The 13111-nt window shown below is 39.9% G+C and carries 9 protein-coding genes; 5 read left to right on the plus strand and 4 right to left on the minus strand.

Going from position 1 to position 13111, the window contains the following annotated elements; all coding sequences use genetic code 11:
- Positions 1-98: 98 nt before the first annotated feature.
- Both PIECOFPK_RS01355 and PIECOFPK_RS01360 read right to left on the minus strand, forming a co-directional pair.
- Complete coding sequence (locus PIECOFPK_RS01355) at positions 99-323, minus strand: hypothetical protein (protein WP_409966338.1); 225 nt, start codon at positions 321-323, stop codon at positions 99-101.
- Positions 324-331: 8 nt separating this feature from the next.
- Positions 332-1807: an LTA synthase family protein gene (locus PIECOFPK_RS01360; RefSeq protein WP_409966339.1), complete on the minus strand. Its 1476-nt coding sequence runs from the start codon at positions 1805-1807 to the stop codon at positions 332-334.
- 430 nt (positions 1808-2237) lie between these two features.
- Here PIECOFPK_RS01360 and PIECOFPK_RS01365 point away from each other — a divergent pair, with 430 nt between their 5' ends.
- A complete protein-coding gene (locus tag PIECOFPK_RS01365) occupies positions 2238-2837 on the plus strand; it encodes a phosphatase PAP2 family protein (protein ID WP_330974553.1) in 600 nt (199 codons plus the stop codon).
- Positions 2838-2853: 16 nt separating this feature from the next.
- The gene (locus PIECOFPK_RS01370) at positions 2854-4149 is read left to right on the plus strand and encodes a hemolysin family protein (RefSeq protein ID WP_330974554.1); all 1296 of its coding nucleotides are present in this window, start codon (positions 2854-2856) and stop codon (positions 4147-4149) included.
- Between the two features lie 569 nt (positions 4150-4718).
- Here the strand turns inward: PIECOFPK_RS01370 and PIECOFPK_RS01375 are convergent.
- Positions 4719-6356: an OmpA family protein gene (locus PIECOFPK_RS01375; protein WP_409966340.1), complete on the minus strand. Its 1638-nt coding sequence runs from the start codon at positions 6354-6356 to the stop codon at positions 4719-4721.
- A 198-nt stretch (positions 6357-6554) separates the two neighbouring features.
- On the opposite strand from PIECOFPK_RS01375, the gene PIECOFPK_RS01380 reads away from it, so the two are divergent.
- Positions 6555-7517: a polyprenyl synthetase family protein gene (locus PIECOFPK_RS01380; RefSeq protein ID WP_330974556.1), complete on the plus strand. Its 963-nt coding sequence runs from the start codon at positions 6555-6557 to the stop codon at positions 7515-7517.
- A gap of 34 nt (positions 7518-7551) precedes the next feature.
- The gene (gene recJ, locus PIECOFPK_RS01385; protein ID WP_409966341.1) at positions 7552-9249 is read left to right on the plus strand and encodes a single-stranded-DNA-specific exonuclease RecJ; all 1698 of its coding nucleotides are present in this window, start codon (positions 7552-7554) and stop codon (positions 9247-9249) included.
- Positions 9250-9257: 8 nt separating this feature from the next.
- Here recJ and PIECOFPK_RS01390 read toward each other — a convergent pair whose 3' ends face one another.
- Entirely contained in the window at positions 9258-11228 is a 1971-nt protein-coding gene (locus tag PIECOFPK_RS01390; protein ID WP_409966342.1) for a KUP/HAK/KT family potassium transporter, read from the minus strand.
- A gap of 250 nt (positions 11229-11478) precedes the next feature.
- On the opposite strand from PIECOFPK_RS01390, the gene PIECOFPK_RS01395 reads away from it, so the two are divergent.
- Positions 11479-13053: a hypothetical protein gene (locus PIECOFPK_RS01395; RefSeq protein ID WP_330974559.1), complete on the plus strand. Its 1575-nt coding sequence runs from the start codon at positions 11479-11481 to the stop codon at positions 13051-13053.
- Positions 13054-13111 lie beyond the last annotated feature (58 nt).

Raw genomic sequence — 13111 nt, forward strand, 5'->3', positions numbered from 1 at the left:
ATTACCTAAGTTTAATACTGAAAATTGGGTTGCAAAATTAAGTAGCTGGCTCGTATTAATTGTTCTTTATAGAAAATATTTAACGCTAGGCTTAACGGCTAGCGCTGTTTATTGGTTAGCAAGAGATATTGTGCAGTATGATAAAATGCATTAGTTAATTGATCCAGAGTATTTTGTATTGAGTCGGCCTGTGTTTTCGAATACCATACCGGAGCATCAGTTACAGGCACCATTTCTCGATCTTCTAGCCCCAACGTTTTGGTATAATAAAACTCATTGGTCACCACGCCAATCTTGCCTACTGTATTGGTAATAAAAGCCATATCATATTTTACGCAGGATGAAGTAGATCTCTTCCCAATGTAGTATTCACATAAGGCCTCGCTAGCAGTCCGGCAATAGTGGGTAGAACATCTATTTGCGACACTGTTTCGCTTCGCCTTTGCGGTTCCAGCAAGTAGGGAGCATAAAACAATAAAGGGACGTGTTCGTCGGTGAGCCTTTGCTGCGTCCATGCCTCAGGATATACAGCATCCGCATTCCCCGCCACTCCGTGATCTCCAATAAAAACAAAAATGGTATTATGAAAGTAATCTTCTTTTTTTGCTGTCTCAATAAACGTTTTAAAACAGTAATCGGAATAGCGGAAAGCATTAAGCTCTTCCATGGATTCAAAGCCGTATTTTTTCAATGAGTCTTTAGATACCGTTATAGATACAAAGTCTGTGTCCGAAACCTGAATGGTATAGGGGCGGTGATTATTAGAGGTTTGAACAATAGCGAAAAAAGGCTTCTTTTCTTTTTTAAATACATCATTAGCTGCCAGAAAAAGATCCTTGTCACTGATGCCCCATACATTCAATCGCGAAGCATGGATATTTTCTTCGGTATGGAGTTTCAGCTCTTTTATATTCTGCAACAGTCCTTCGAAATTATTAAACTTTGGATCTCCTCCTAAAAAATAATGCTTTGAATATTTTTCAAAGTTGTTGATAATGGTGTTCTGATTCAGTGCAGCGGGGTTTCTTGTAGAAAATTTGAAAAGCTGCACATCGGGTATTCCGGTAATAATAGCAAATAAGCCCCGCGCTGTTGAAAAATGCGGCGAAAAACATCGCTCAAAGAAAATACCTTGCTTGCATAGAGAATCGAAATACGGTGTCGTATTCAAAGGGTTTCCGCTCATCGTGCTTTTGTACATGCTAAAAGACTCGCAAATAACCAGTACTACATTGGGTTTGCTTTTCAAAGCACCGCTTCGGGGAGCGATGGTTCTTTTATAATTGAAAACATCAGGCTCGGAAAGTTGTAGAAAATCTGCAATCAAGGGAAAGTATTGTCGGGCTTGACTTTCATTTTGTACAGGCTTTCTCAACCGCATAGTAGCTACAAAATTTTGCAAAGGATTTAATGCTAAATAAGCTTTAAATCCATCTTTTAAAGCAAAAGCGTCTTTCCACATTAAAGGTTTACTATGTACACGACCATACACAAATACAGCTAACACCACTGCCATAATGATAAAAGGCCCCTTTCGGTACTCAACAGTTTTGTTTTGAATAGTATCCTCGATGCGACCATATGTTTTACTCAAAGCCCATTGCACCGATATCAATGCGCATACCAATCCTGCCAATATCCATACCAGCGGATAGGTTTGCCAAATCATATGCAGTGAAATGCCGGGATCTTCCACAAAATTTATGGCTCCAGCATCCAAACGTGTTTCATTGTAGGAAAAACTGATAAAATCTGCAATAAAAAAAACAAAACAATGAAAATAACCACAGCAAGATACCAAGTCCAAAAAAGCTTATTCCGATCGGAATAATAAGGAGAAAGCGAAGGGCGTATACTAAATAATACTACCGGTAGTACTAAAAGCGCAATCCATCTTAAGTCGTAATGTAAACCCAATAAAAACGAAGGAAGACATTGATTAAACGTTAGCGACGTAGGCTTAAAAGCAATGAATGTCGCCAGCCGAAACACTGTAAATACCACCCACAACATCATCATGATGTTGATAACCCACACAATAGTTTTTGGGATTTGCAACTTGCTTAACACATAACAAACTTAGAGAAATTTAGTAGCTGCAGGGTTAAAAATTTAGTGGACTGTCGCACGCACAAAAACATGAAGTTGCACTGTAAAACTTTACATTTTATTACAATTTAACAAGTTATAAAACCGACCCTCATTAAATGCAGGAGTTCTTAGTATTTTTGTGCTCCATGGACAGTTATTGTTATATCCCCTTTCCTGACTGGTTGGTCAAAGCAGACCGGCAATTATTTGAGTACATTAACAGTGGTTTCGCCAATAATTTCTTCGACGATATCATGCCCCTTATGCGAAATCCTTTCTTTTGGGGCCCCCTATATTTATTTATCGTAGCTTTTGGCATTATCAACTTTAAAAAATCGGTATGGTGGTGGCTAGCCTTTTTTCTTGCCGTTGTGGCTTGTGCCGATCTAGTAGGAGCCCGCTTGTTTAAGGAAACATTTGAGCGCCTGCGCCCCTGCAACGATCCTGAAATGCTTGGGAAAGTGCGTATGGTATTAGGTAGATGCAGTGGTGGCTTTAGTTTTGTATCCAATCATGCCATCAATCATTTTGCTGTAGCCACGTTTCTTTATACTACTTTAAGTTCTTACATCAAATACGCATGGGTATTGTTTATTTGGGCTGCGATCATCGGGTTCGCTCAAATTTATGTGGGTGTGCACTACCCCTTTGATGTACTCTGTGGTTCTCTGTTGGGCATACTGATTGGTAGCCTCGGAGGGTATTTATTCAAGAAGAATTTTGGATTTACTATCTTCGATAAGTAATTAACTATAAATTTTAATGGAACTATTCATAATAGCCTTATTGATTTTGCTCAATGGACTATTTTCGATGGCGGAAATTGCCTTAGTGTCAGCGAGAAAAGTGCGACTGGAAGCTCAAGCCAACAAAGGAGATAAAAAGGCCGCAGAAGCACTGAAATTAGCCAATCATCCCGATCATTTTCTCTCCACTATACAAATCGGTATTACACTTATTGGTATATTGACCGGTATTTATTCAGGAGAAAAGATTACCGGAGATATTGTAGTATTTATAGAAAAAATTCCTTTTCTGGCACCCTATAGTAAGGGGGTTGCTACTACACTGGTCGTAATCGTTATTACTTATTTTTCCCTAGTATTTGGGGAACTGATACCCAAACGCATTGGTCTTGCAGCTCCTGAGCAAATTGCCAAATTTGTAGCTGCTCCTATGCGAATAGTGAGCTGGATAACCTATCCTTTTATCTGGCTACTTACACAATCCACCGGTTTTGTTAGCAAGATTTTTAATATCAAACCTGATCAAACCCATGTTACCGAAGAAGAAATTAAGGCGATGATCAATGAGGGAGCGGAACAAGGTACGTTGGAAGAAACCGAACAGGAAATTATTGAGCGTGTATTTCATCTTAGCGACAGAAATATTACATCACTGATGACGCATCGCAGTGATATTGTATGGTTTAAGATTACCGATACCGAAGAAACCATTAGAGAGAAAATTTTAAAAGACGCTCATTCGATCTATCCGGTATGTGATGGAGAGCTGGATAACATTAAAGGTGTTGTTTCCCTAAAGGATATATATGTCAATAAAAATAATGTTCAATTCAAAGACATAATGCGACCGGCGCTGTTTGTTCCGGAGAACAACACAGCATTTAAAGTAATGGAAAAGTTCAAAGAGTCGCAACTCCATTCCTGTTTCATTGTAGACGAATACGGAAGTGTCCTAGGCATGATTACCTTAAAGGACATTTTGGAAGCTATTATAGGCGATATGCCTCAACAAGATGATGACGAATATGAAGTTATTAAACGCGAAGATGGCTCCTATCTGGTTGATGGTCAACTTCCGTTTTATGATTTCCTGTCCTACTTTGATAAAGCGGATTGGATGAACGAAGGAGAACAAGAGTTCGACACCATTGCAGGTTTTATTCTGCACAAACTAAAGCGTATTCCAGAAGTATCGGACAAGCTCAGCTGGAATGGATTTGATTTTGAGATTATTGATATGGACGGTCACCGTATCGACAAAGTATTGGTAAATATCAGCGATCAAATACGCAGTGAAATGGAGGAGGATTAATAATTGATGGCTCTTAAGCTTATTAAGCTTATTGCTCATTTCTAATTAATGATACAACACCGAAATACCACTTCTGTGTCGCATTTCATTTTCAAAGAGAGATCTTACAACATCGCCCTGCTTATTGGAAGGTCACCCACATAAACTAATATTCATTTAAGAACATTAGGGTATGGGAAATGAATGTTCCTATAAGTCCTAAAACACAATTTCCAAGTACTTGACATACAATCAATCTAATATAACATCCTTTTTCGAGTTGCTTATACCTTTTTCCTTCTCCAGTTAAAAATCATATCCGGGCTAGCTGAAGCTAGCATCTCTTAAAAAAAGAGACTTTCTCCTAGCCTCTTTTAAGTCCACACTGTCTATGTAGAATAACACGTCCCTCTCGTAATAAAAACTTACAACTAGGATATTGATTACAATTTCTGGAACATCATCAATTTATCAGCACTCCGTACATTAGCAGGATATTAAGACTTATTAATGGCTGAGTATAGTGCATATAGTGCATAAAAAAAGCCCCTCCAAAAGGAGGGGCCATTTTATCACAGCAAAAAGTTGTATTAGTTTTTGCGAAGATTAGGATGAGGAGGAGCTACAGTGTTAGGTCCATCTTCACCAGGTGCAGCAGCACGGATGTCAACTGTATCGCAGTCGCCACCTTCTTGACCTGAGCTGAAGATAAATCTGTCACTGCTAATTCCTTCTTTCTCAACTAAGTGAGTAATCACTTTATTTACGTGATCCCAGCTTAATTGTTGTTGACGCTTAGTAGCAGCGCAGTATCCAACTACAACTACTTTACAACCAGGATTTGCTCTCAGTTTAGCAGCAACTGTTGCCAGTGCAGCTGTAGCGTCAGAAGAAAGTTTGTTAGAGTTAGGAGCGAAACGGATGCTTGGTAAAGCACCTAACAGAGTAGCGCACTCAGGAACTGCAGGAGCGCATCCTTCTGGACAAGGACATTTACCTACACCGTCAGCATCAACAGGTTGACAATATGTTGGAGTAATCAACTCTTTATCTCTACAATCAGGAACTCCGTCACCGTCTGTATCAAGGCTTACACCGTGAGTATCAACAGGACAACCGGGAGGAGTTTGCTCTTGGTCAAACTGATCGATTACGCCATCACCATCAGAGTCAGGCAGAACAATTTCAGGTACTCTACGCAGTTCTCCGTAAGCGTAGTTCAGTGGGTTCAGCCAGTACAGAGGCTCAACTCTCTTAGATTTGTTACCCAAGTTGAAGTTAAGACCCAGAGACAGGTAGTTGAACCAGTCTTTATCAGGAGTTAAGTCTGGGGTTTGCTCGCTCCAACGTACACCATCCAGCATGTCTGAACCAGTGTAGATCAAACGATCTTCAATAGCCAGATTTACACGAGGAGACAGACGGAACGCGATACCAGCACCTACTGTTCCTGAAGGAGTTAAGTAACCTGCAAAGGTTTTACTCCATTTTTTAGAAGGATCTACTTCAGCTGGGCTTTCGTAAGAACCATCTAGCAGATCTTTAATTCTTTTAATTTGATCTTTACGGTTGCTATAATCATCACCCAATGAAGGGAAGTTATAAGGAGAGTTTCCGTTTAATGCGTTAACATCAGTATGGAAAGTATTGATACCCACACCAGCTAAAGCATAGATAGTAGCACCTGTTTGATTTTTGTAGAAACGAATGTTACCTAAGTTAAATAAAGCTTGTAAAGACAGGTCTTGTGCTTTGGTTCTATAGTTGTAGTAAACCGGAGAACCTTGGTAACTATTATACCATGGAGATTTTTGCCCAGCAGCTCTATAGCCAGTAGAAGGTCTCCAGTTCAATCCCTTAGCTACACCATACACATACTCTAATCTTAAAGACATTACATGTCCTAAAGATTTACGAATGTGTCCACCGAAACCGAAAGACTGTAAATATCTTGGATCAACGTCAGCTAAAGGAATAGAGAAAGATCCACCCTTAATACCTAACTCCCACATATCCTTAGGTTTACCAGGGTAATCTTGGTTCCCTACCAAAAATTCATTGTGCTGAGCCAGTTGTTTTTTGTTGTAATAATTTTGATCAGTTACAGAAAATGTTCCATATACTGGATGAGGGGCAGTATATGGTTGCGTTGGACTTACCTGGGCAAGCCCGGCAGACGCAATCAGGCAGCTAATGCCCGCAAGTAATGTGTACTTTTTGCTTGTCATAACTAAGGATTAAGATTTAAAATGATTTTTTCTTATTCTTAATAAGAAGCAAATTTAGAGCCATTTATTTAATAAACAAATTTTAACCAAAAAAAAATTAATATTTGAGGTACACAAATGAGAGCACTAAACAAGAAATAAAACAAAATAATAACGCGTAAATATTTATAAATCCCTTACTTTGTTACAATTAACATTATGAATTTACCCGTTTCACTTATTAAAACTGAACTTGAGAGCTTCGAGGAAAGGTTTAAAAACGCTGTACATAGCTCCACGCCGCTTTTAAACTCCATTTTACGATATCTCGTGAAAAGAAAAGGAAAACAAATACGACCGATGTTTGTTTTCTTATCCGCTCGGCTATTTGGACCCACCACCGAATCTACCTATCGCGCTGCATCACTGGTAGAAATTCTGCACACGGCCACTCTGGTACACGATGATGTGGTAGATGACTCCCTGGAAAGAAGAGGTTTTTTTTCGGTTTATGCCTTATGGAAAAACAAAGCATCGGTGTTAGTAGGAGACTACCTACTGGCTAAAGGCCTCATTCTCTCGCTGGAAAACAATGACTACGAAATTCTCCATATCCTGACGGACGCTGTGCGAAGAATGAGTGAAGGAGAATTACTCCAACTGGAAAAAGCCCGCACGCTGAATATTAAGGAGGAAATTTATTACGAAATTATTCGCAACAAAACCGCCTCGCTACTGGCTTCTGCTTGTAGTGCTGGAGCATGGTCTTCTTCTCAAAATCAAGAATATGCCGACCTTATGCGCAATTTTGGAGAAAAAACCGGTATTGCATTTCAAATAAAGGACGATTTATTCGATTATGCAAGCGAAGACGTAGGCAAACCTACCGGAAACGACATCAAGGAAAAGAAGATGACGCTACCGCTAATTTATACGCTTAATAACTGCGACCAGTCTACCCGTAGAAAAATCATCAACATTGTAAAAAACAATAATAACGACAAAAAGAAAATTGAATGGGTGCTGGAAACCGTAAAAAGTACCGGAGGAATTGAGTACGCCACTCAGAAGATGTATGACTACAAAAAAGAAGCCTTGGATATACTGCAACAATGTCCTGACAATGAATTCCGGAAAGGTTTGGAAGATTTAGTAAATTACGTCACCGAAAGAAAATATTAAGTTCACCTGTAAATCCCCCATTTATAAGACCTTAATGAAGCGCTGGAATATATTACAGGCCGATGAAAAAGAGGTGTCGGCATTACAGGAAGCACTTAAAATTAATCGCAACTTATGTAAAGTGCTGGTACAACGGGGCATCAAAACTTTCGAGGACGCTAAAAACTTTTTTCGCCCGCAACTGTCACATCTTCACAACCCATGGTTGATGAAAGGCATGCAAAAAGCGGTGGATCGCATACAACTAGCCTTTACGCAGCAAGAAAAAATTCTCGTTTTCGGCGATTATGACGTAGATGGTACTACGGCAGTAGCCTGTATGTACCGGTTTTTAAAAAGCTTATATCCCGAAGTAGGTTTTTACATCCCTCACCGCCACAAAGAAGGATACGGTATTAGTAAAAAAGGTATTGACTATGCAAAAGAGCATAATTATACTTTGGTAGTAGCTCTCGATTGTGGCATCAAATCCGTTGAGCTTATCGATTATGCCAACACACTAGGTATTGACTTCATTATCTGCGACCATCACCTTCCCGATGAAAAAATACCCAATGCTGTAGCAGTTTTAAATCCTAAACAAAAAGACTGCAACTACCCCTACAAGGAATTATGCGGATGCGGCGTGGGGTTTAAACTGATCTGCGCCCTTTGCCAGCAACTACAGTTGCCAACAGCAAAAGCTTACGAATATCTTGATCTCGTAGCCACAGCCATTGCAGCAGATATTGTACCCATCACCGGTGAAAACCGTGTCTTGGCTTTTTTCGGATTGCAAAAAGCAAATGAAAATCCTAACGCCGGTATCAAAGCATTAGCAACTCTAAGCCAGGCGAAAATGCCGTTACGCATCAGCGATTTGGTATTTCTTATAGCCCCCAGAGTAAATGCTGCCGGCAGAATGGATGATGCTACCAAAGCGGTACAACTCTTTATAGCGTCTTCTTACGAGGAGGCTTTGGAATATGCAAGATTATTACATACAGATAATAATACAAGAAAAGAAAGTGATCTCAATATTACTACCGAAGCCTTGCAGTTGATTGCGCAGAACGAAGACTGGGTTCACCGCAAGTCTACAGTAGTGTATCAACCACATTGGCACAAAGGTGTTGTGGGCATCGTAGCTTCACGACTAATTGAGCATCATTACCGCCCCACAGTAGTCCTCACTGAAAACGGTAACTATGCTACCGGAAGCGCCCGCAGCGTTCCCGGATTTAATTTGTATGAAGCTATTCACGCCTGCAGGGAATATCTAATCTCTTATGGAGGTCATTATGCTGCAGCCGGCCTTACCCTGGAAAAACACCATATCGATGCATTCAGAGATAAATTTGAAGAAGTGGTAACTGCCACCATTACGGAAGATCTACTAATTCCTGAAATCCTCATAGATGCCATAGTAGAACTAAAAGAAATCTCCGATAAGTTTTATAACATTTTACAACAAATGGAGCCTTTTGGCCCTGAAAATATGACACCGGTTTTTTTGGCTCGCGGTGTACAAGATTTTGGTCATAGCAGAATTGTAAAAGAAAAGCATTTACGCTTAGTGGTAAGACAAGATAATGCAACATTTGTGGGCATTGGTTTCAATATGGCTGATAAATTTCCGATAGTCCAGAGTGGTCAACCCTTTGATATTGTATTTAAGGTGGATGAAAACGAGTGGAACGGACAAAAAAATCTACAACTACGCGTGGAAGATATAAAGCCGTACGAAAATTAGCCAACATCCTATTCGATACGAGTGAGCCTAATATTGGTCACAGGCGCTACTATCAAAGGATATTTCTCTACGGTTACATTGGACTGGTCTAGCCCAAAGCTTTTCTCTTCTGATAAGCTGATATGTTTAATGATAAAGTGCAGTTTCATTATCAATCGCTCCATGAATGGCAATTCATTGTCTGAACTCAGATGTTTTTCCATTACCACAAATTGAAAATCCCCTACCATATTGTTTCCGGCAAGACTATCGTATCGGCTCATGATGTTCACTTCTTTGTTGTGCGCCAGGTCTTCAACCACTTTCTTAAAGAGAAGATTAATCCTTGGCTGTATTCTGAAGCCCAACCGAAAATCGATGCGAATAATATCATTGGGAATGATATGCTCTACCTTGTACTCTGAGGTATAAGGTTCATCTACCGTATCCACATGCACAAACCAATAGATATCGGCACGCTTAGGCTTTTGAGTTAATATGGAGTAAACAACCTTATGTTCTATTTCTTTGGGATTATCTGCACTGGTAAGATATACTAAGTGTGTAGCATATTTGGCAATGCTCTTATCATGGCTTAATTCCTGAATCTTGGAGATATAATTCTCGATACGCACAAACTCAACATACCGGTTTTTGATCTTACGTGCCCTGTACCACACATACATTATCGCAAACATAATTCCGGCAATCATAATAGTAATATATCCCCCCCGGGGAAACTTATCTAGCAACGCAATCAAATAGGCACCCTCTACAACCAAAAAACCGATTAAAAAGAGATAAATCCACCCTTTGGCCACCCTCTTCAATACTAGATAATTACTATAAAGCATGGTGGTGGCTATCATAGTGATCACAATGGCCAACCCATATGCCGCTTCCATTCTTGATGACTTCTGAAAATACAACACCACAAATACACAACCGATATACAAAATAGCATTCACCGCAGGAATAAATAACTGCCCTTTGGCTTCTGACGGATATCTGATGCGAAGTTTGGGCCACAAGTTCAGACGCATAGCCTCACTAATCAGCGTATATGCTCCAGATACCATAGCCTGGCTGGCAATAATGGCGGCAGTGGTAGCAATAATTACAGCAGGAACAATAAACCACTCGGGCATCAGATTATAGAAAGCATGGATGCCAATAAACTGCTCCACGTCGTCAGTAATCGTTAATTTATTATAATGCGAAAGCAGAAAAGCCCCTTGCCCGAAATAATTGAGCAACAAACAAATTTTTACATATATCCAAGAGATCCTGATATTCTCACGCCCGCAATGTCCCAAATCGCTATACAATGCTTCGGCACCGGTAGTACAAAGAAATACGGCGCCCAACAACCAGAACCCTTTGGGGTAATGCGCGAGAAAATCAATGGCATAAGAAGGACTTAAAGCCTTAAAAATGCTGATATCATCCGTAATGTGTAAAGCGCCGAAAACAGCCAGCATCGTAAACCATATAAACATTATCGGACCAAAAATCTTACCGATGGATGCTGTACCAAATTGCTGAAGAAAAAAGAATACGGTGAGTATACACAGCACAATCCACATAATAGTGGTCGTGGAAATGTGTTTCAACGCCGGCAATATCTGCAACCCTTCTATTGCTGAGGTGACCGTCATGGGTGGCGTAATGATCCCGTCAGCCATAAGAGCCGCACCTCCAATCATGGCTGGAAACACCAACCATTTTCTGCGCCGCCTCACCAAAGCATAAAGAGCAAACGTACCCCCTTCACCACGGTTATCCGCCTTTAAAATCAACATTACATATTTAATAGTAGTTTGAAGGGTGAGCGTCCAGATAATACAGGATAGGGTTCCGATAATCAACTCTTCCGTAACCTGACGATTCCCTATAATTGCGTTAAAAACGTATAAAGGAGAAGTTCCTATGTCGCCAAAAATAATACCTAGTGCTATGAGTAAGCCCGCTGCTGTCGCCTTATTATTGTGAGGTTTCACTATATACGAGTCATTTATTTAGAAAAACAAACTACAAAGTTTGTTCAAAATCAGATAAAACGAAAAAATCTTCATTTTCTTGTATTCCATCACCTCTTTTTGAAAAGAAAAGTTATAATTTTCAAAGTTGCATTTTACTTGACATTGATACTCATTGTATTTGTAAATTTACATAGTAAAACTATTGAGTTGTAGTCCCAACTCATGGTCCTAATTTTCACAAATCTAACTATCATTAAACGATATACATATGAGAACAAAATTTTTATCCGTATTCATAATGATCCTCTGCAGCCTACAGATGGCTTTAGGCCAGCATGTGGTATATGCAGACATCAATCCGAACGATGTGCTGCAGATGAATTTTGAGATATTAGGTAAGGCTGCCAACAATTATCTTGTATACAAAGAGCGCAATGATAAGCATCGCATCAGCGTGTATGATGCCAATATGCATCTATTGGAAGAAGTCCCCGTAACGATTTTACCTAATCGCAAATCCTTATTAGATGTGGCTTTTTTTGCAGGACCTCGCCAGTACTATCTGTTGTTCCAGCATCAAGAAGGGGATGTGGTATATCTGAAAGCAGCTACCATACATCCTAACGGACGTATACTGGACGAACCAATAATACTGGACACAACCATGATTGCTTATAAAACCGATAATAAAATTTACAGCACTGTTGCCAGCAATGACAACAGCAAACTGATGGTTTTTAAGATTAACAAAAGAGACCGTAAACTTTACAAAGTCTCTACAAAACTCTTTGATGAAAATCTTCAGCCCATCTCCGAAGGCCAGTTCTCCTTACCCATGGAATATAAAGGAGATTATATAAGTGGGCACAGTATTGCCAATGACGGCAGTTATGCATTTGTAAAATATAATCGCCATAATGATGGCAATATAGTAGACGCCTCATTAATAGTAAAGCCAGCCGGTGCAGATACATATAAAGAGTATCCACTAAATATCGGCGACCTTTTCCTCGACGATATTAAACTAATGGTGGATGACATGAACGGGCGTTATTTACTCGCCTCCTTTTTCAGTACGCATAAAAGAGGGGATATTGAAGGTTTATACGTAGCTGCACTAGATCAAAAGGACGGAAGCGTGGCTTTTGAAAAAACCACTCTCTTTAGTGATGATCTGAAGAAAAGAGCAAAAGGTAGGTCCAATACCAAAAATGCATTTAATGACTTTTTCATTAATAATATCATAGTACACAAAGACGGCAGCTTCACTATCGGCTCCGAACGCCTTTATAACACCAATAATTGGGATCGTTGGGGCTTCTGGGGTGCTCCTTACTGGGGACCTGGTCCTTGGGGCTTTTGGGGTCCTACATGGGGGTGGGGGTGGAGTCGCTGGTCGTTCTGGTGGCCCTATTCTTTCTACTCACCCTTCTTCTATCGCAGCTACTGGTGGGGCTATTGGGGCCCAGCATGGGGAGGCAGAAATGTGGAGTTCAATGCAGGAAATGTAGCCTTAGTTTCTTTTGATAAAAATGGAGATAAAACGTGGGATGAAGTTATCGTCAAATCGCAAAGCGAATCCAATACCGACGCAACTATTTCCTATCAGATTGTGCCGTCTGGCGATAATATGCATTTCCTCATTAACAACTCAGGAAAATTATCTGTGTTGGAAAACATTATTATCAGTAACGATGGTTCGCTAACTAAAGACGGAGGAATACAGGCTAAAGAAAAACGTATGAACTTCATGCCCCGATATGCCAAACAAATCGAATCAAACGAAGTTATTATTCCCTATGCACTTAAAAACAACATTGGTTTTGCTAAACTAAGCTTATAAGCATTATTAACGCTCAAGACACAGCTATTGCTTCTGAAAAACAGCAATAGCTGTTTTT

The sequence above is a fragment of the Chitinophagaceae bacterium C216 genome (assembly GCA_028485475.2).
GTDB lineage: Bacteria > Bacteroidota > Bacteroidia > Chitinophagales > Chitinophagaceae > Niabella > Niabella composti.

Coding starts and splice junctions, on each gene's coding strand:
- PIECOFPK_RS01355 (WP_409966338.1), bottom strand. CDS start 323: ATGGCTTTTATTACCAATACAGTAGGCAAGATTGGCGTGGTGACCAAT.
- PIECOFPK_RS01365 (WP_330974553.1), top strand. CDS start 2,238: ATGGACAGTTATTGTTATATCCCCTTTCCTGACTGGTTGGTCAAAGCA.
- PIECOFPK_RS01370 (WP_330974554.1), top strand. CDS start 2,854: ATGGAACTATTCATAATAGCCTTATTGATTTTGCTCAATGGACTATTT.
- PIECOFPK_RS01375 (WP_409966340.1), bottom strand. CDS start 6,356: ATGACAAGCAAAAAGTACACATTACTTGCGGGCATTAGCTGCCTGATT.
- PIECOFPK_RS01380 (WP_330974556.1), top strand. CDS start 6,555: ATGAATTTACCCGTTTCACTTATTAAAACTGAACTTGAGAGCTTCGAG.
- recJ (WP_409966341.1), top strand. CDS start 7,552: ATGAAGCGCTGGAATATATTACAGGCCGATGAAAAAGAGGTGTCGGCA.
- PIECOFPK_RS01395 (WP_330974559.1), top strand. CDS start 11,479: ATGAGAACAAAATTTTTATCCGTATTCATAATGATCCTCTGCAGCCTA.